We start from the raw sequence: 18,010 nt of genomic DNA, 5'->3' as shown, positions 1-18,010 counted from the left end.
GTGCACACGCTGCGCACATGCTCGTCCACCGACATCCACAGGTTGTCCCGAGGCTCGTCCACCGACGTTGTTGAGTCGCTGACCTCGGGGTCCGTATGGTTGGCCCTCGACCGCCGGCGCGATGGCCCCCGATCGACCGGCCCGGTCGGACGGAACTGTCGTACCCGGGCGATAGAGCTGGGATCGGATCCGGCGCAGTGGAGGGGGGACCCGTGTCGGTCACTGACGACATGCGGGCGGAGCCACGCTCCGGCGGCCAGCCACCCGCGCAGCGCGACGGCCAGTTCGACAAGACCCCGCCGCAGGATGTCGCGGCCGAGCAGTGCGTCCTCGGCGGCATGCTGCTCTCCAAGGACGCCATCGCCGACGTCGTCGAGATCCTGAAGACCAACGACTTCTACCGGCCGGTGCACGCCACCATCTTCGACATCATCCTGGACATCTACGGCCGGGGTGAACCGGCCGACTCGATCACCGTGGCGGCGGCCCTCGCCGACTCCGGCGACCTGGTCCGTGTCGGCGGCGCGCCCTACCTGCACACCCTCATCGCCAGCGTGCCCACCGCCGCGAACGCCGCCTACTACGCGCGGATCGTCAGCGAGCGGGCGGTGCTGCGCCGGCTGGTCGAGGCCGGCACCAAGATCGTGCAGCTGGGCTACGGCACCGCCAGCGGCGGCAGCCGCGATGTGGACGACGTCGTGGACCTCGCCCAGCAGGCCGTCTACGACGTCACCGAACGCCGGGTCAGCGAGGACTTCGCCGTCCTGGCGGACATGTTGCAGCCGACGCTGGACGAGATCGAGGCGGTGGGCGCGCAGGGCGGGATGATGACCGGCGTCCCGACCGGCTTCACCGACCTGGACCGGCTCCTCAACGGCCTGCACGCCGGGCAGCTGATCATCGTGGCCGGCAGGCCTGGTTTGGGCAAGTCCACCGCAAGTATGGATTTTGCCCGAAATGCCGCTATCCGGGCCAACCAGGCGGCCGCCATCTTCTCGCTGGAAATGAGCAAGGTCGAGATCGTCATGCGACTGCTCTCCGCCGAGGCGCGGGTGCCGCTGCACGTGCTGCGCAGCGGTCAGCTCTCCGACGACGACTGGACCAAGCTGGCCCGGTGCATGGGTGAGATCAGCGAGGCCCCGCTCTTCGTCGACGACACGCCGAGCATGAACCTGATGGAGATCAGGGCCAAGGCCCGCCGGCTCAAGCAGCGGCACGACCTCAAGATGATCGTGGTCGACTACCTCCAGCTGATGACCTCGCCGAAGCGCACCGAGAGCCGACAGCAGGAGGTCGCGGACCTTTCCCGTGGCCTCAAGCTGCTGGCCAAGGAGGTCGAGTGCCCGGTCATCGCGGTCAGCCAGCTGAACCGTGGCCCCGAGCAGCGCACCGACAAGCGCCCTCAGTTGTCCGACTTGCGGGAATCAGGTTGCCTGACGGCGGAAACCCGGGTGGTGCGCGCGGACAACAACGCCGAGATCACTCTCGGTGAGTTGTTGGCCGACGGCGCAAAGGACATCCCGGTGTGGGCGCTCGATGAGAACCTGCGCTACGCCCCCCGCACCATGACGCACGTCTTTCCCAGCGGCACTCGTGAGGTGTTCCGGCTGACCCTCGCATCAGGTAAGCAGATCGACGCGACGGCCAACCATCCCTTCCTGGCGTTCACCGGGTGGGTGCCCCTGGGCGAACTGGCGGAGGGGGACCGCATCGCCACGCCGCGCCACCTACCGCCCCCGATGACCATTCGCCCGTGGGTCGACGCGGAGCTCGTGATGTTGGCACACCTGCTGGGTGACGGTTCCTTCGTGCGGCGCCAACCGATTCGATACGCCAGTCGTGACGAACTGAACCTGCAGGCCGTCACGGAAGCGGCAAAACACTTCGGGATCTCCGCTGTTCGGGACGACTACGCGGCAGCGAGGGTCACCACTCTCCGCCTGCCGGCGCCCTATCGGCTGGCCCGCGGTCGGCGTAACCCCATCGCGGCATGGCTGGACGGGCTCGGCCTCTTCGGTCTCAGGTCGCACGAGAAGTTCCTTCCCGCCGCCATGTTCAATCTGCCCAAGGAGCAGGTCACCACCTTCCTGCGGCACCTGTGGGCCACGGACGGCTCGGTGACCGTCAACCGTTCGGGTCGCGGCGGCCGTGTCTACTTCGCGTCCACGAGCCGTCGCATGCTCGAGGACATCTCCCGACTACTCCTCAGGTACGGCATCACCGCTCGACTGAAGCTCGTGCCTGTTGTGGGGCGCCGACTGCAGTACACGCTCGACATCTCCGGCCGGGACGACCAACTGCGGTTCCTGCGCGAGATCGGCGTCCATGGGCAGCGGTCCGAGGGCTGCGCTGAGCTACTCGCCGCGCTGGAGTCGACGGAGAGCAATACCGACGTCGACACCGTGCCGCGGGAGGTGTGGACCAGGGTGAGAGAGATCCTGGCCGAGCAGGGGATGACCCAACGTGAGTTCGCCGAGGCCATTGGCACCGAGTTCTGCGGCAGTGCCCTCTGGAAGCGCGCGCCCAGCCGCTCCCGCCTGGCCAAGATCGCTGCTGTGCTCGATGCCGCCGACCTGGACCTGCACGCCACCAATGACATCTTCTGGGACGCGATTGTGTCGATCGAGTCCATCGGCGAGCGCGAGGTGTTCGACGCTACCGTGCTGGGGAAGCACAACTTCATCGCGAACGGAATCGCCACTCACAACTCGATCGAGCAGGACGCCGACGTGGTCATCCTGCTGCATCGCGACGACTACTACGACAAGGAGTCGCCGCGGGCCGGGGAGGCGGACTTCATCGTTGCCAAGCACCGAAATGGGCCGACTGACACGGTGACCGTCGCGGCCCAGCTGCACCTGTCCCGCTTCGTCGACATGGCCATCGTCTGACCGGCGCGGGCACCGCCGCTCCGCTCAACCCAACAGCGGAAACCAGCCCGCCGACTCGCCCAGCTCCAACCGGTCCCGGTCGGTGAGCGGAAGGCGTCCGGTGGCCTTCAGCAGGAACTCGTGGTCGTCCCACGCCGTGGGGCGGACCGCGTCGTCGCTCATCAGGCCGTCCATCGTCGAAACGGCGACCCGTACCGCCAGGGGGCCGGGCGGCGGCGCGCCGGGCAGCTCCGGCGTCAGGTCCAGGTGGTGCACGACGGCTTCGGTGGTGAGGGTGGCGAGGAAGTCCGCCACGCGCAGCACGTGGCCCTGCGTGGTCACGTACCCCGTCAGGTCGGCTGCGGCGGCGGCTCGGACCGCCGCCGGGGCGGTCTCCCCCCAGAGCTGGACGATCCCGGTCGGCCGGTCGAAGGCGGCGGCCGATCGGCGGACCCACCAGGCGTGCCGGGCGTCGTCACCGCCGCCGGACGGGAAGCCGCGCCAGTAGCTCACGTCGTCCACGTCGGCGGGACCATCGGCGGGGCTCGCCAGTGCCACCAGGGCCCGCTGGGCGTCGCCGAGCACGTGGAAGAGCAGATCCGCGACGAGCCAACCCCGGCAGCGGGTCGGTCGTTGCAGGTCCGCGTCGTCCCGGCCGTCGACCACCGCGGTGATCCCGTCGTACGCCTGGGCCAGCGCCTCGACCGGCCGGATCGCGCTCATGCGATGCAGCCTCGCACGGACCCTGGCGCCCGCCAATGGTTGGCGGCGGGTGAAGCGCCCGGGCCGACGCGGGGATCGGCCCGGGCGGGATGACGGCCTCGGCTCAGCCGAACATCTCGTCGAGGAAGCCCTTGCGCTTCTTCTGCCGGTAGTGGCCGTGGTAACCGTGGTGCTGCTGACCGCCGTAGGCCGGAGCCGGCGGGTAGCCGTGGGCCGGCGGGGGCGGCGGGGGAACCGCACCGTAGCCCGGCTGGTGCTGCGCCGGGGCGTGCGGCGGCGGGTAGCCCCCCGGCTGCTGAGCGGGCTGCGGCGGCGGACCACCGGCCTGCTGGCGGCTCCAGTTGGCCTCCGCCTCGAAGAGCTTCTCCAGCTCGCCGCGGTCGAGGAAAATGCCGCGACACTCCCCGCACTGATCGATGACGACGCCGCTGCGCTCGTACTGGCGCATTTCTCCGTGACACTTGGGACAGGTGAGACTCATCATCCGAAGGTACCCGGTCGAGTCACGCGGTCGCCGTAAGCGCTTCGATCACCTCGTCGTCGGCCACCTCGTGGAAGTCGTCGTAGTAGACGCTCACCGCGCCGAAATCCTGCGGGCGCTGAGCGCATACGACCTGGTCGGCCTCGGCGGCCAGCAGCTCGTACGCCTCCTGCGCGCCGACCGGCACCGCGACCACCACCCGGCGTGCCCCGAGTCGGCGGACGACCTCGACGGCGGCTCGCGCGGTCGCGCCGGTGGCCAGGCCGTCGTCGACGATCACCACGATCCGTCCGGTGAGGTCGAGTGGTGGGCGGCCGCCCCGGTAGAGCCGCTCCCGGCGCTCCAACTCGGCCTGTTCCCGGTGGTTGACCTCGTCGATGTCGTCGCTGCTGAGCCGGCTGGCCACCGCCTCGTTGAGCACCTGCACACCGCCCGGGCCGAGCGCGCCGAAGGCGACCTCGCGGGCCCACGGCATGCCGAGCTTGCGGACCACCAGCACGTCCAGTGGCGCGCCGAGCCGTTCGGCGACGACCCGGGCCACCGGCACGCCGCCGCGGACCAGGCCGAGGACGACGACGTCCGGCTCGCCGATGAGTGCGGTGAGTCGGTCGGCGAGCACCTGGCCCGCCTCGGCCCGGTCGCGGTACGTGGTCATGCCTTCAGGTGTACGCCCTGTCGCGTCGTTCCGTCCGGGAGTTACGCCGAAGTGGCCCGACCGGACAGCTGGTCGGGCACGGGCACCGGGACGGTCGACGCGTCGGTGGTGCGGTGCAGGGCGGGCGCCCAGGTGAGCAGGGCCAGCGGGTACAGCAGGTAGCCGAACCGGGTCGAGGGCATCAGGGCGATCGCGGCGAGCAGCCCGTACCCGCAGATCAGCGCGGTGACGACGGCGGTGCGTGGCGGGCGGTGGGCGAGTCGGACGGCGATGGCCAGGCCGGCCGCGACCAGGAGCGCGGCGGCGATCAGCCGGCCGGCGGGCAGCGCGCTGGCGATCAGGTAGCCGGGGAACGGGGACTGCGCGGGGCTGGTGACCAGGCCGTGGCCGAGCGGAAAGCGCAGCACGTTCTCGGTCAACGCGTCGCGGTCGACCAGCAGGGCCGGGACCAGTGCCGCCACGGGCAACCCGATCGCGCCGGCGGCGACCCGGGTGCCCGCCCGCCGGGTCAGCCCCCACACGATCAGGACCAGCGCGATCGGCCAGGCGAACAGCTTCAACGCGCCGGCAAGCCCCACCGCGAGGCCGGCCCGGCCGGGCCGGTCGGCGGCGGCGAGCGCGAGAGCGAGCAGGCAGAGCGCGAGTACGGGCAGGTCGTCGCCACCGGTGGCGAGGGTGAGCGCGCAGATCGGCAGGACGGTGGCGGCCTGCACGCCGCGCAGCAGGGCGGCGTCCGGACGGTCGCGCGTGGCCGGGTGGGCGCGGGGGGTGGCGCGCAGGGCGGCCACGGCCAGGGCGAGCGCCAGCGCGGTGCCCACCGCGAACCAGACCCGGGCATCGGTCCACCAGGCGTCGACCAGGGCTCTGGGTAGGCCGAACGCCGCCATGCCGGGCTGGTACGGGGTGTAGCCGAGCAGTTGCTCGCCGGGCGGAAGGGCGGCTATGGCGTCGCGTCCGAGGTACGGCGTGCCGTGCTCCAGCAGGCGTGACCCGGCCTGCTCCACGACCCACACCTCCTCCTGGGCCCGGTCGGTGCGTCCGGTGGCCCGTTCGACGCTCTGCAGGAGCACGGGCAGCAGGGCGGTGCTCGCCCAGGCGAATCCGGTGACCGCCCACCGGGCCGGCAGGCCGACCAGCCGGGAGGCCGCGCCGCGCCGGCGAAGCAGGATCTGGACGATCACCGCCAGGGTCGCGACCAGGTAGCCGACGGCGGCGACCGCGCCCCAGGCCCGGTGCGGCAGCAGTGTCGAGGTGACCGCGGTGATCGCGGCGAAGACGGCCGAGACGGCGTAGAGGCCGAGGTCGAGCGCGAGGCCCCCGGCGGCGGTGTCGAGTGTCCGCCAGCGACGGCGGAGGGCGCTCGGGTGGTCGGCGGTCACGCGCGCCAGTCTGGCAGACCGCCCCGTCGGCGCCGGGTCAGGCGGGGAGGTGGGGAAGCCGGTCCGGCCGGGATCGGCCGCCCGGACGGCGGTTCTGGGTCAGCCGGATCACCGCGCCGGCGTCGTGCAGCGGCGGCGCGAGGGTGCCCGGGCGGCCGCCCGAACCGCGCTGCAACGCCGCGAGGAGGGTGCCGGCGGGCATCGGCCGGGCGAACAGGTGCCCCTGGCCGGCGGTGCAACCCAGCTCCCAGAGGGCCCGTCGTTGCGGCTCGCTCTCCACTCCCTCGGCAACCACGTCCAGGTCGAGGCTGCGGCCCAGGTCGAGGGTGGAGCGGATGACGGCGGCAGCCTCCGCCGAACTTTCCATCGTCGTCACGAAGCTGCGGTCGATCTTCAGCTCGTGCACGGGGATCCGGGAGAGCAGCGAGAGCGACGAGTAGCCGGTGCCGAAGTCGTCCAGCGCCAACCGGACGCCCTCGTCGCGCAATCGGCTCAACACCCGATCCACCACGTCGAGCTGACTGAGCGTCAACGTCTCGGTCAACTCCAGCACCAGTCGGTCCGGCGGCAGGTCGTGGGCGCGCAGACGGGCCAGCACCGAGCCGGGGAAGCGCGCGTCGAGCAGGCTGCGCGGGGACACGTTGACCGCGACCGGCACGTCGAAGCCCGCGTCGCGCCAGCCGGCCGCCGCGATCAACGCCTGGTCGAGAATCGCCTCGGCGAAGGCCGGTAACAGGCCGGAACGCTCCACCGCCTCCAGGAACCGGAGCGGATCGATCATGCCGTGGTTGGGATGGTGCCAGCGGGCCAGCGCCTCCGCGCTGGTCACCTCGCCGGTGCCCAGGTCGACGATCGGCTGGAAGTTGACGACGAACTCGTGGTCGGCCACCGCCCGTGGCAGCTCACCCCCGAGGGTGAGCCGGCCGAGGTCGGCCGTGTCCCGGGCCGGGGCGTACGTGGAGATTCGTTGACCGGCCCGCTTCGCCTGGTACATCGCCACGTCGGCGCGGCGCAGCAGCTCCACCACGCCCCCGCTGGCCGGGGCGACGGAGATTCCGCCGCTGGCCTCGACGCTGATCCGCATGCCGTCCAGCTCGAACGGCTCGTGCAACGCGGCGAGCAGCGTCTCCGCCCGGTGCGCGGCGACCGCCGGGGCCGGCAGCCCGCGCAGGAGTACGGCGAACTCGTCGCCGCCGAGGCGGGCCACCAGGTCGCTGCCCTGGGCGGCGCCGCGCAGCCGTTCGGCCACCTGCACCAGCACCTGGTCACCGGCGGCGTGCCCGAGCGTGTCGTTGACCTCCTTGAAGTGGTTGAGGTCGATCAGCACCAGCGCGGTCACCCCGTCCGCGTGCCGTCCGCTCAACTGCTCGGTGCCCTTGTCCAGCAGGTGCCGACGGTTGGCCAGGCCGGTCAGTGCGTCGTGCGCGGCCGCGTACGCGTGCTCGTCGGCGGCCCGGGCCAGCTCGGCGTACGCCTGGGCGTTGCGGACCGCCGTGCAGAGCGCGGAGGCGAAGGTGCGCAGCGTGTACTGCTCCCGCTCGGAGAGCTGCACGGGGCCGCGGAAGCGCAGCCGCAGCGTGCCGACGTCGACCGAACGGTCATGTCCCTCGAGTGGCGCGGGGACGACGGTGCCGTCGATGTCCGTGGGAGTGCCGGTCGGGCCGTCAAAGGTGATGCCCCCGGTGCCACCGCGTACGGTGCGGCCGCCGTCGCGCAGCTCGATCTCGACCTCGTCGGCGGAGAACAGCTCGGCGGCCTGGGTGACGGCGGTGGTGAGGACGTTGTCGAGGTCCACGACGTTGAGCGCGTCGGTGGTGCGGGCGAGCCGCTGCCACGCCTGCTGCTCGGTTCGTCCCCGGATGCGCGCCGAGTAGGCCAGGTGCAGGCTCAACATGAGCGGTGGGACGGCGAGCAGCAATCGCGGGTCGGCTCGGAGGATGAGCAGTGTGCAGAGGGCCACGACGAAGCGCACGCCGAAGCCGGCGAGCCGCAGGTCAAGGTTGTTGAGGAATTGTCGGGAGATTCGGGTGCCGCTCGCGAGCGCGATCACCGGGATCGCCAGCAGGTCGTCGAGGAGCGCGGCCACCAGGTAGATCGCGGCCAGCAGAGTGACGAGCTCCGCCAGGCCCACCGGTGGCCACTGCCAGTGGACCGCCACCGCGATGGCGCTCGCTCCACCGGCGACCAGGATGTTCTTGCTGACACCGAACGCCGTCTTGATCGCCGGAAGCTTCATGACCGCCGACGCGATGCCGACGCCCGTGCCCGTCGCCAGCACCACCCAGGCGGGTGGGGCCACCGCGAGCCCGATCACGATCGCCGCCTCGATCCAGGTGATGGCGTGCGTGGTCGAGCGGATGCGGATCGGCGACTTGACGATCGTGCCGAGGGCTGTCATGAATGTCAGCGCCACGAAGGTCGCCCCGTCGCCCACGGAGTCGGGCGGCCGGCCCAGCACGTCGGCGACGGCGAAGAGTGTCGGGCCGATGGCCAGTACGACGATGAGGCCGACGACCAGCAGCAGTTGCCGCTGCGTCCTGGTGGTGTTCTCCGGAGTGACCTGACTCATGAAGCTCCTGTCGTCGCCGACAGTTACATGTTGACGACGGGAGCTTACCGCTGAGTGTCACTCTGATGTCAGTGCCAGTCGCTGCCGCGCATTGCACGCCCCCTCCACTCATCCCGGACCGGGTTCGGTATCCCCGGCGGTCTTCGTGACGAGAGCCTAAAGCGAAGTCGGTGCGGTTAGCAGTAATAAATGTCGGTATGCGCAACATAAGCCAAGCCGGAGGGTTTTGTGACGTTGTGTCCATGGGCCCTGAGCGGAGCGCGGTCGACCTGTCCGGTCTGCAGCTCGCATGTTGCCAACCACCGTCGGAGGGTGTGCGCGGGGGTTGCCCCGACGATTCCAGTCTGACGAGCAGGCTGCCCGGCCTCATCCGGAGTTCGGGCCCAGGGTGGATCCGGTCGGCTGAATCTGTGCTCCATGCCTGATTGCCGCCGGTCCCGCAGCTGTCCTGAACGGTGGTGGCTCACATTCTGCACATCGCCTAATTCTCCGGGAGTGGACGTCCAAACACCATGGGCATGGAACCGGGGTGTATCAACGTGCGGCTTGCCGAACTCAAGTTGCAGCCCGAAACGCCAAAGCAACAGAGGGTGCTCGGGTCCGCCGCGTTTGTGGCCAAACGTTCACGGCAGCGATTCTCCGACACATGTTCGAATAGCGATTCCGACTCGGACTCTTTCGCGCGAGGCCGAGCGCGAACATTCCATATACGTCGCGTATTAACTACGCCGGGTCGGTCTTCGTCCGATCCTCGGGCGTCGTACGGCACCGATAGGCTCACCGCCGTGACCGAACACGCGCAGCTCAGCCACGTCGACCGCGCCGGCGCGGCCCGCATGGTCGACGTCTCCGCCAAGCCGGTGACCGGCCGGCTGGCCGTCGCGACGGGCCGTCTGCGGACCACACCCGAGGTCATCGACCTCCTGCACCGCGACGGCCTGCCCAAGGGTGACGCGCTGGCGGTCGGTCGGCTGGCCGGAATCATGGGCGCCAAGCGCACGCCGGAGCTGATCCCGCTCTGCCACCCGATCGCCCTGCACGGCGTCACCGTCGACCTGCGGCTCACGGCCGACACCGTGGAGATCACCGCCACCGCCCGCACCGCCGACCGGACGGGGGTGGAGATGGAGGCACTCACCGCGGTCGCGGTCGCCGGTCTCGCCCTGGTCGACATGGTGAAGGCGGTCGACCCGGCGGCCTCGGTGGAGGCGGTCCGGGTGCTGCGCAAGGAGGGCGGCAAGACCGGCGAGTGGGTCCGGCCGGAGGACCGACCGTGATCCGGGCCCGGGTGATCGTCGCGTCGAACCGGGCCGCGGCCGGCGTCTACGCCGACACCAGTGGCCCGCTGCTCGCCGCCGGCCTGCTCGAGCTGGGCTGCCAGGTCGACGAGCCGGTGGTGGTGCCGGACGGCGAGCCCGTCGGCGTGGCCCTGCGGGACGCTCTCGCCGATGGCGTCGACGTGGTGTTGACCAGCGGTGGCACCGGGGTCACCCCGTCGGACCGGACGCCGGACGTGACCCGCGGCCTGCTGGATTACGAGATCCCCGGCATCGCCGAGGCGATCCGCGCGCACAGTCGCGACCGCGTGCCCACGTCGGTGCTGTCCCGAGGGCTGGCCGGGGTGGCCGGCCGGATGCTGGTGGTCAACCTGCCCGGCTCGACCGGCGGCGCCCGGGACGGGTTGGCCGTGCTCGGGCCGATCCTCGCGCACACCGTCGACCAACTTCGCGGCGGAGACCACTGACCGGTCCGCGCCCAGGCCCGGCGGGTGTCGGTCCGTCCCGATAGGCTCGGTCGGTGAGCACGGAAACCGCACCAACCGCGGACCGGGTCGCCGCGCCCCCACCGGCCGGTTGGGAAGAGGCGCGCTCCCGCGTCTACGCGGTCGGCCTGGCCGCCGCGCTTCCCACCCTCTCCCGGCCGCTGATCGACACCGACGGGCTGACCCTGGCCGAGCCGTTGACCGCCCGCACCGACCTGCCCGCCTTCCCCACCTCCAGCGTGGACGGCTGGGCGGTGCGCGGCGCCGGGCCCTGGCGCGTCGTCGGCCGGGTGCTGGCCGGCAACACCCCCGAGCCGCTCACCGAGGACGGCACCACCGTCGAGATCGCGACCGGCGCCATGGTGCCCGACGGCGCGACCGCCGTGCTGCGTGTCGAGGAGTCCACCACCACCGGCGGCCTGGTCAGCGGCACGCCCCGCCAGACGCCGGAGTGGCGGCAACCGGGCGAGGAGGCGTACGCCGATGAGGAGCTGCTGCCGGTCGGCACGCCGGTCGACCCGGCGGTGATCGGCCTGGCGGCGTCCTGCGGGCACGACACCCTTCGGGTCCGGCGGGCGCCGCGCGCCGCGCTCCTTGTCTTCGGTGACGAGTTGCTCACCGCGGGTCCACCGGCGGCCGGCCGCGTCCGGGACGCGCTGGGGCCGGCGGTGCCCGCGTGGCTGCGCCGGTACGGCTGCCAGATCCGTCCGTCCGACGTGGTCGGCCCCGTGGCCGACACGCTGCCCGCACACGTGGCGGCCCTGCGCGCGGCGCTGGACACCGCCGACCTGGTCTGCACCACGGGCGGCACGATGCACGGCCCGGTCGATCACCTGCACCCGGCGCTCGATGCGCTCGGCGCCGACTACGTGGTCAACACGGTGGCGGTCCGGCCCGGCTTCCCGATGCTGCTGGCCCGGCTGGCCGGCGCCGACGGGCGGGTCCGGTTCGTCGCCGGGCTGCCGGGCAACCCGCAGTCCGCGATCGTCGCACTGGTGTCGCTGGTCGCCCCGCTGCTCGCCGGCCTCCAGGGCCGCCCGATGCCGGTGCTGCCGCAGGCCACACTGGCCGAGGCGGTGCCCGGCCGTGGCGACCACACCCACCTGGCTCTGGTCCGGCTGGACCGGGCCGCCGGCACCGCGTCCCCGGTGCGGCACGTCGGCTCGGCGATGCTGCGTGGCCTGGCCGGTGCGGACGGGTTCGCGATCATCCGGCCGGGCACCAACGGCGCCGCCGGCGACCGGGTGCCGATCGTGCCACTGCCGCTGCTGCCCGGGGAGCGTTCGTCGTGACGGCGCCGGCGCTCACCTTCGGCGAGGTCACCGACCAGCCGCTGGATCTGGCCGCGCACGAGGCGGCGGTCGCCGACCGGCGGGCCGGCGCGGTGGTCTCCTTCCAGGGTGTGGTCCGCGACCACGACCACGGGCGCCCGGTGGTGAGCCTGGAGTACGAGGGGCACCCGAGCGCCGAGCAGGTGCTACGGGAGGTGGCCGCCGAGATCGCGGCCGAGCCCGACGTCTACGCGGTGGCCGTCTCGCACCGGGTCGGTCCGCTGGAGATCGGTGACGTGGCGCTGGTCGCCGCCGTGAGCACCGCGCACCGCGCGGCGGCCTTCGCGGCGTGCGCCCGCCTCGTGGACGAGGTCAAGGCGCGACTGCCGATCTGGAAACGGCAGGTCTTCGGGGACGGCACCGAGGAATGGGTCAACTGCCCCTGAGCGCTCAGCGTCGGCCGTTGACCAGCACGGCCCGCGCGAGCCGATCGCCGTAGAACGCCGGCTCGGCGCCCGGGCGCCAGGGCAGCGCGGCGACCAGCACGATCAGCGCCAGCGCGAGCGAGTTCTCCATCAGCGCGCCGAACAGACCGTCCTGGTAGTGCGACATCTCGGGCAGCTGGTGCTCGTACGGCCAGATCGGGGAGATCAGGAACAGCAGGTAGAGCCCGATCGCGGCGACGCCGTGCCGGAGCCCGGTCAACGTCGGATACCAGATCGGCGGGCGAAGTCCGTTGACCCCGGGCAGGCCGCCCAGCGCCGGGCCCTGACCACCTCGCCCGGCCAACCCCCGGCTCGCCTCCCGGCGGCGCACCGCCGCGTCGGCGAGCACGATGATCGCCGGGATCACCCAGACCAGGTGATGCGTCCAGGAGATCGGACTGATCACATTGGTGGTCAGACCGACCAGCGTGAACGCGGTCAGCTCGTCACCGTCGGCGCGCGAACTGGCCGCCCGGGACAGGCCCAGAGCCAGGATCAGCACCGAGAAGGAGAGCCAGAGCAGACCGGGGGTCTCGATCGAGTCGTACAGCCGGGCCAGCAGGCCGGCGAGCGACTGGTTGGGCGTCATGTCCGCCGCACCGACCCGCTCGGTCTGCCAGAGCACGCTGCCGAAGTAGGCCCGGGACTCGTCGCCGACGATCGCGAAGCTTCCCACCGTCACACCGATCGTGGTGCCGATCGCGGTGGCCGCCACCCGCCACTGGCGGGTGATCAGCAGGTAGCCGATGAACAGCGCCGGGGTGAGCTTCACCGCGGTGGCCAGGCCGATGCCCGCGCCGGCCCAGGCGCCGCCGTAGATGAAGCGCAGCAGAGGGCCGTCGGTCGCCGCATAGTGGGTGCCCCGGCGGGAGCGCCACCGCAGCCCGATCAGGTCGGCCATGATCAGCGCGAACAGCAGGACGTTGACCTGGCCGTAGCCGAGGGTCTCCCGGACCGGCTCGATGGCCACCGCGAGCGGTACCGCCAGGGCCACGGTGAACCACAGCGGCCAGCCCAGCCGGTCCACGATGGGGCGGAGCAGCCCCGCCAGCACCAGCGCCAGCGCGGCGATGCTGGCCAGGGCGTTGACCATCCCGGCGGCGCCGACCGACAACTGCGCCATCGGCAGCATGACCAGCCCGGCGAACGGCGGGTAGGTGAAGCCGAGAGTTGTGTCGGGCGCGATGAACTCGTAGAGCTCGTGACCGCTCGCCCACCACACCACCGCGCCGTGGTAGATCTTCATGTCGAAGAAGTTGTACGGCCGCCCGAACGCGCCGATGGCGACCCAGGCGGCGTAGGCGACGGCGGCCACGACGGCACCCCGTACGACCATCGCGCGATCGATCCCACGCGTGACGCGTTGGATTTGGGCGAGGCGGTCCGCCCGTCTACCGACAGTCGTCGGCATGGCGTGGCCACCCCCGTACCAAGATCGTCCTACCCGTCCAGGTCCTGCACGGAGCCTAGAACGGCGCCTCACGTCAGTGCCTCCCGCGTTATGCGACCGTGTCCGATCCCACACATGTTTTTGACATTTCCACCGCGTTAACGCCTACCGGGCGGTTCAGGTAATTCGTGGCCTTAGCGGGGGGTGGAGGCGAGGCAGAGACGGATCGAAGCAGGTCAGCCCGGAAGTCGGCGCGCGGTTGCGGCGGACCGGACGGCGATCCGGGCCTCCCGCCGGGCCGTGCGGACGGCGCGCTGCATGGAACGTCGAGAGTGGCCGATGCGATGCCCCGTCCGCCACCGCAGACCCGGCTTGCCACCGGTGTCGGTCGCGGCGAGCAGCAGGCCGCCGAAGAGGCCGAGGTTCTTCAGGGCGTGAACCTGGTTGTTGTTCCGGGCCACCGGGTCGTCGTTGTTCCAGAAGGGATGCCCGGCGATGGTCACCGGCACCAGCGTGCCGGCGAGAACCAGCGCGGCGGGTCGGCTGAACCGCCCGGTGGCCAGCATCAGCCCGGCGCTGACCTGCACCGCGGCGTTGAGCCGGATCAGCGTCTTGGCGTCGGTGGGGAAGTTCGGATGCGCCTTCTGCAGCATCGGCGCGACCTTGTCGGTCACCGGCTTGGCCGCCACCGCCAGCCGGTCCGGGTTGCGGAAGTTGCGGTACCCGCTGACCACGAAAATGCCGCTCAGCATGGCGCGGGCGAGGGAGCGTACGGGCGTCATGGATCAGTCATACCCCGTCACGACGTTTGCTACCCCGGCAACCGCCGGATCCGGATCGGTGGTAGTCCACCTGCGCCACGCCGATTCGAGCGACCATCGCTGATGGACCGTCCGCCACGGGTAACGTCGCGCGGGTGACCACGCTGCGGCTACGACCTGAGGACCCGGCCGACATCGGCCCGGTGCGTCGGGTGCTGGCCGCCGCGTTCGCCCGGCCCGACGTGGCGACGCCACCGGAGGTGAGCCTCGTCGGCGAGCTGCGCGGCACCGACGCCTGGTTGCCGGAGCTGGCCATGGTCGCCGAGTACGGCGGCGAGGTGGTCGGGTACGCGCTGCTGACCCGGGTGCGGGTGCGACCGGAGCAGGGCAGCGACGCGCCCGCTCTGGCGTTCGGCCCGGTGGCGGTCGCTCCGCACCGGCAGCGGCTGGGGCACGGCACGGCGGTGGTGCAGGCCGCTCTGGACGCCGCCACCGAGCTGGGCGAGCGGTTGGTCGTCGTCCTGGGTGATCCGGCCTTCTACCGCCGGTTCGGGTTCGGTCCGGCCAGCGAGCTGGGCCTGACCAGCCCCTGGGCCGGCCTCGGAGAGCCGTGGCAGGCGCTGGTGCTGCCGCCGTCCACCAGTGAGGAGGGGCCTCCCCCTTCCGGCGAGGTGCTCTTTCCGGTGCCCTGGTCCCAGGTCTGACCACGCCGGATCAGGGCGAGGCCCTCAGGCTGGCTGGGTGCGCAGGTACCGGCCGAAGTGCGGAACGGTGAAGGCCACCGTGCCCCGCTCACCGGAGTAGATCAGCCCCTTCTTGATCAGCGCGTCACGCGCCGGGGACAGGCTGGCCGGCTTGCGCCCGAGAGCCCGGGCGATCTCCGCGGTGGGCACCGCGGCGTCCATGTCGTCGCGGACCGGGCTCCCCGACTCGCCCTCCACCAGGGACAGCGTGGCCATCGCCCGCATGTACTCGCGCTCGGCCGGGGTCGCCCGCTCGAACCGCGAGCCGAAGAAGCCGACCGCCAGCTCGGCCTCCGCCTCGGGCGCGGCGACCCGGACGTCCGCGGCGGTGATCGGCGAGCGCGGAGCATGATCCCAGGTCGCCTTCCCGTACGCCTGGACGAAGTAGGGGTAACCGCCGGACTTCTCGTAGAGAAGGTCGAGCGCCTTCTGCTCGTACTCGACCTCCTCGCGCTCGGCCGGCGCGCAGAGTGCCTGGTCGGCGGCGATCCGGTCGAGCCGGTCGATGCGCTGGTAGCGGAACAGCCGCTCGGAGTACGACTTCGCGGCGCTGAGCACGGCCGGCAGGTGCGGCAGGCCGGCGCCGACCACGATCAGCGGCGCGCCGAGCTGGGACAGCTCGTGGCAGGCGGCACAGAGCGCCGACACGTCCTCCGGGCCGAGGTCCTGCATCTCGTCGATGAAGACGGCGATGCCGGTGCCCACGTCGCTGGCCACGGCGGCCGCGTCGCTGAGCAGCTCCACCAGGTCGATCTCGATGTCGCCGGAGTCGGCCCGACCGCTCGCCGCGGGTACGTCGATGCCGGGCTGCCACCGGTCGCGCAGTTTGGTGGACGCGCCGGCCCGACCGGTCGGGGTGGACCGCTGGGCGAACGCCTTGAGGACGCCGAGGAAGGCGTCGATCCGGTCCGGCGCGCGGTGGCGGGGGGCCAGCTCCCGGACCGCCATGTGCAGCGCGGCGGCGACCGGGCGGCGCAGGGACTGATCCGGCCGCGCCTCGATCTTGCCGCTGCCCCAGAGCCGGTTGATCGCCTGCGACCGGAGGGTGTTGAGCAGGACCGTCTTGCCGACGCCGCGCAGCCCGGTGAGCATCAGGCTGCGCTCGGGCCGGCCTCGGGCGATGCGCTCCAGCACGATGTCGAAGACGTCCAGCTCCCGCCCCCGCCCGGCGAGTTCGGGCGGGCGCTGACCGGCGCCCGGTGCGTACGGGTTGCGGACCGGATCCACGCATCGCACAGTATCGGGCCCTCTAGCTGAGGGGCTAGACATGGATAGATGGGGCTACCGGCGTGTCGGGATCGTCGACAACAAACTAGGGCTGTCTAGCGTCCACGCTAGACAGCCCTAGTTTTGGCTACCGGCTACCGGCTACCGCTTCTTCAGGCAGAGCACGTAGTCGAACAGGTCGATCGAGTTGTCGTGCACGTAGTTCGCGGTGGCCTGCGGCGCGAGCGTCTCGCACCGGTCCCCGTCGCTCGTCGCCGGAATCCGCAACAACACCTGGTAGGTGTTGGGCCCACACGGCACCTTGCGCAACTCCGCGTCGTCCTCGGTGCCGTCGTTGACCACGCAGTCACCCTTGGCGAACTCGTCCTCGCTCGGGCTCGGCGCGGCCGAGGTCGGCACGTCGCTGGGCAGGACGGGCGGAGCGGCCGGCGCGCTCACCGAGGGCGAGGGCGCGGCGTTGCTGTCGGCGTCCACGACCTTCCAGACCGCCCAACCTGCCAGGCCGAGGCACGGGCAGAGCACCAGCACCACGACCAGCGCGATGATCAGGAAGACGTTCCGGCCGGTCTTGCGCGCCGGCGGGGCGGGCGGCATTCCGTACCCGCCAGGCGCCGGCGGTCCCCACGGCGCGCCCGGCTGGCCCGGCGTCGGACCGGCCGGCGGGAACGGGCCCGGCGGCGGCGGGTAACCGGGCCCGGCGCCGGGTGGCGGGTAGCCGGCCCCGGAGCTGGGCGGCGGGTAGCCGGCTCCGGCGCTTGGTGGCGGGTAGCCGGCTCCGGCGCCGGGCGGTGGGTAGCCGGCGTCGGCGCCGGGCGGTGGGTAACCCGGGCCCGAGGTCGGCGACGGACCCCACAGGGGCGCGGTCGGCGGCTCCGCGTCGGCCGGCGGTGGACCCCACTGCTGCTGGGTCGGGTCGACCGGTGGCGGGCCGTCGGAACCGGTCGCCGGGCGCTGGTACGGGTCGTCCGGCTGCCCGGCCCCCGATGGTCCGTAGGTTGTCATGTCATCCCCAGGGTGGGTGGGACTCAGCGCTGCTTGAGGCAGAGGACGAAGTCGAGGCCGTCCAGCTCACTGTCGAAGAAGTACCAGTTGGTGTAGCCCTCGACCTTGGCGCACTTGGCTTCGGCGTCCCGCTCACCGCTGGTCGGGCCGTCGACCCGGCGCAGCACCTCGTACGACTTCGGGGCGCAGCCGCTGATCAGCAGTCTGGGCTTGCCGCCGGCCGCGCCATCGTTGCGGACGCACTGGCCGACCTTGACGAACCGCGGGTCGGCCGACGACTCCGGCGCGGCGCTCGGTGCCGGCGCGGCCGGGTCGACAGCGTCCGCGCTGGGCTCCTCGGCGACGGCCGAGCCGGTCGGCGCGGTCACCGGGGCGGGATCGTCCGATCGGCTGAGGAACCAGAGCGCCCCGCCACCGGCCGCCACCAGCAGCAGTACGACGGCCAGCACCGCGATCAGCGGGCCTCGACCGCGCTTACCCGGAGCCGGTGCGGGATCTCCGCCGTACGGGCCGTCCTCGGGCCGGTACGGCGGCTCTCCGCCGCCGTACGCCGGAACGGCTCCGCCCGGCCGGTACGACCCGCCACCATAGGGGCTCTCCGCCTCGCCGTAGCGCGTCTCCGGCCCGCCACCGTAGGGCGCGTCGCCGTACGGCCCGGGTCGCCCCTGGGGTGCCGCCGGGTACGACTGAAC

15 protein-coding genes and 1 pseudogene are annotated in these 18,010 nt (G+C 72.0%); 6 read left to right on the top strand and 10 right to left on the bottom strand.

Annotated elements, in window-relative coordinates:
- Window positions 1-197 precede the first annotated feature (197 nt).
- A complete protein-coding gene (locus EAD89_RS12995) occupies window positions 198-2,891 on the top strand; it encodes a replicative DNA helicase (protein WP_121675885.1) in 2,694 nt (897 codons plus the stop codon).
- Window positions 2,892-2,915: 24 nt separating this feature from the next.
- Here EAD89_RS12995 and EAD89_RS12990 read toward each other — a convergent pair whose 3' ends face one another.
- The 5 genes from EAD89_RS12990 to EAD89_RS12970 all read right to left on the bottom strand — a co-directional run bounded on the left by EAD89_RS12990 (window position 2,916) and on the right by EAD89_RS12970 (window position 8,677).
- Window positions 2,916-3,593, bottom strand: coding sequence for a maleylpyruvate isomerase N-terminal domain-containing protein (locus EAD89_RS12990; protein ID WP_121675884.1), 678 nt, complete (start codon window positions 3,591-3,593; stop codon window positions 2,916-2,918).
- A gap of 103 nt (window positions 3,594-3,696) precedes the next feature.
- Window positions 3,697-4,077 (bottom strand): zf-TFIIB domain-containing protein, encoded by a 381-nt coding sequence (locus tag EAD89_RS12985; RefSeq protein ID WP_074315506.1) that lies wholly within the window; start codon window positions 4,075-4,077, stop codon window positions 3,697-3,699.
- A gap of 19 nt (window positions 4,078-4,096) precedes the next feature.
- Window positions 4,097-4,729, bottom strand: coding sequence for a phosphoribosyltransferase (locus EAD89_RS12980; protein ID WP_121675883.1), 633 nt, complete (start codon window positions 4,727-4,729; stop codon window positions 4,097-4,099).
- A gap of 41 nt (window positions 4,730-4,770) precedes the next feature.
- Entirely contained in the window at window positions 4,771-6,108 is a 1,338-nt protein-coding gene (locus EAD89_RS12975) for a glycosyltransferase family 87 protein (protein WP_121675882.1), read from the bottom strand.
- 37 nt (window positions 6,109-6,145) lie between these two features.
- Window positions 6,146-8,677 (bottom strand): bifunctional diguanylate cyclase/phosphodiesterase, encoded by a 2,532-nt coding sequence (locus EAD89_RS12970; RefSeq protein ID WP_121675881.1) that lies wholly within the window; start codon window positions 8,675-8,677, stop codon window positions 6,146-6,148.
- Window positions 8,678-9,462: 785 nt separating this feature from the next.
- Between EAD89_RS12970 and moaC the strand changes: the two genes are divergently transcribed.
- The 4 genes from moaC to EAD89_RS12950 are packed head-to-tail and all read left to right on the top strand — an operon-like array spanning window position 9,463 to window position 12,156.
- Window positions 9,463-9,954, top strand: coding sequence for a cyclic pyranopterin monophosphate synthase MoaC (gene moaC / locus EAD89_RS12965; protein WP_121675880.1), 492 nt, complete (start codon window positions 9,463-9,465; stop codon window positions 9,952-9,954).
- Window positions 9,951-10,421, top strand: coding sequence for a molybdenum cofactor biosynthesis protein B (locus EAD89_RS12960; protein ID WP_121675931.1), 471 nt, complete (start codon window positions 9,951-9,953; stop codon window positions 10,419-10,421). The genes moaC and EAD89_RS12960 overlap by 4 nt, the downstream gene beginning before the upstream one ends.
- 53 nt (window positions 10,422-10,474) lie before the next feature.
- On the top strand, window positions 10,475-11,731 hold the full coding sequence (locus tag EAD89_RS12955) for a molybdopterin molybdotransferase MoeA (protein WP_121654382.1): 1,257 nt from the start codon (window positions 10,475-10,477) through the stop codon (window positions 11,729-11,731).
- Window positions 11,728-12,156, top strand: coding sequence for a molybdenum cofactor biosynthesis protein MoaE (locus tag EAD89_RS12950; protein ID WP_121675879.1), 429 nt, complete (start codon window positions 11,728-11,730; stop codon window positions 12,154-12,156). Before EAD89_RS12955 ends, EAD89_RS12950 begins: the two co-directional genes overlap by 4 nt.
- A 4-nt stretch (window positions 12,157-12,160) precedes the next feature.
- On the opposite strand, the gene EAD89_RS12945 is transcribed toward EAD89_RS12950, so the two are convergent.
- Together EAD89_RS12945 and EAD89_RS12940 are read right to left on the bottom strand one after the other, a co-directional pair.
- Window positions 12,161-13,606, bottom strand: a complete 1,446-nt coding sequence (locus tag EAD89_RS12945; RefSeq protein WP_121654384.1) for a glycosyltransferase 87 family protein — start codon at window positions 13,604-13,606, stop codon at window positions 12,161-12,163.
- A gap of 215 nt (window positions 13,607-13,821) precedes the next feature.
- Window positions 13,822-14,367 (bottom strand): DoxX family protein, encoded by a 546-nt coding sequence (locus EAD89_RS12940; RefSeq protein ID WP_121675878.1) that lies wholly within the window; start codon window positions 14,365-14,367, stop codon window positions 13,822-13,824.
- A gap of 134 nt (window positions 14,368-14,501) precedes the next feature.
- Here EAD89_RS12940 and EAD89_RS12935 point away from each other — a divergent pair, with 134 nt between their 5' ends.
- Entirely contained in the window at window positions 14,502-15,050 is a 549-nt protein-coding gene (locus EAD89_RS12935) for a GNAT family N-acetyltransferase (protein WP_121675877.1), read from the top strand.
- Window positions 15,051-15,074: 24 nt separating this feature from the next.
- Here the strand turns inward: EAD89_RS12935 and EAD89_RS12930 are convergent, their stop codons facing one another.
- From EAD89_RS12930 to EAD89_RS12920, 3 genes and pseudogenes are all read right to left on the bottom strand, one after another.
- Window positions 15,075-16,316, bottom strand: a complete 1,242-nt coding sequence (locus EAD89_RS12930; RefSeq protein WP_121654387.1) for an ATP-binding protein — start codon at window positions 16,314-16,316, stop codon at window positions 15,075-15,077.
- 141 nt (window positions 16,317-16,457) lie between these two features.
- A complete protein-coding gene (locus EAD89_RS31355) occupies window positions 16,458-16,865 on the bottom strand; it encodes a hypothetical protein (protein WP_121675930.1) in 408 nt (135 codons plus the stop codon).
- Window positions 16,866-17,341: 476 nt separating this feature from the next.
- A pseudogene (locus EAD89_RS12920) lies at window positions 17,342-17,791 on the bottom strand (hypothetical protein); the annotation flags it as partial.
- Window positions 17,792-18,010 lie beyond the last annotated feature (219 nt).

The organism is Micromonospora sp. BL4 (genome assembly GCF_003667505.1).
In the GTDB taxonomy this organism is placed as follows: Bacteria; Actinomycetota; Actinomycetes; order Mycobacteriales; family Micromonosporaceae; genus Micromonospora.
Note: the sequence above shows the minus strand (reverse complement) of the source record. Positions and strands in the feature narration are given on the sequence as shown.

What these genes read in the sequence shown, in the direction of transcription:
- EAD89_RS12990 (WP_121675884.1), bottom strand. Translation starts at nt 3,593, where the DNA reads ATGAGCGCGATCCGGCCGGTCGAGGCGCTGGCCCAGGCGTACGACGGG.
- EAD89_RS12985 (WP_074315506.1), bottom strand. Translation starts at nt 4,077, where the DNA reads ATGATGAGTCTCACCTGTCCCAAGTGTCACGGAGAAATGCGCCAGTAC.
- EAD89_RS12980 (WP_121675883.1), bottom strand. Translation starts at nt 4,729, where the DNA reads ATGACCACGTACCGCGACCGGGCCGAGGCGGGCCAGGTGCTCGCCGAC.
- EAD89_RS12970 (WP_121675881.1), bottom strand. Translation starts at nt 8,677, where the DNA reads ATGAGTCAGGTCACTCCGGAGAACACCACCAGGACGCAGCGGCAACTG.
- EAD89_RS12945 (WP_121654384.1), bottom strand. Translation starts at nt 13,606, where the DNA reads ATGCCGACGACTGTCGGTAGACGGGCGGACCGCCTCGCCCAAATCCAA.
- EAD89_RS12940 (WP_121675878.1), bottom strand. Translation starts at nt 14,367, where the DNA reads ATGACGCCCGTACGCTCCCTCGCCCGCGCCATGCTGAGCGGCATTTTC.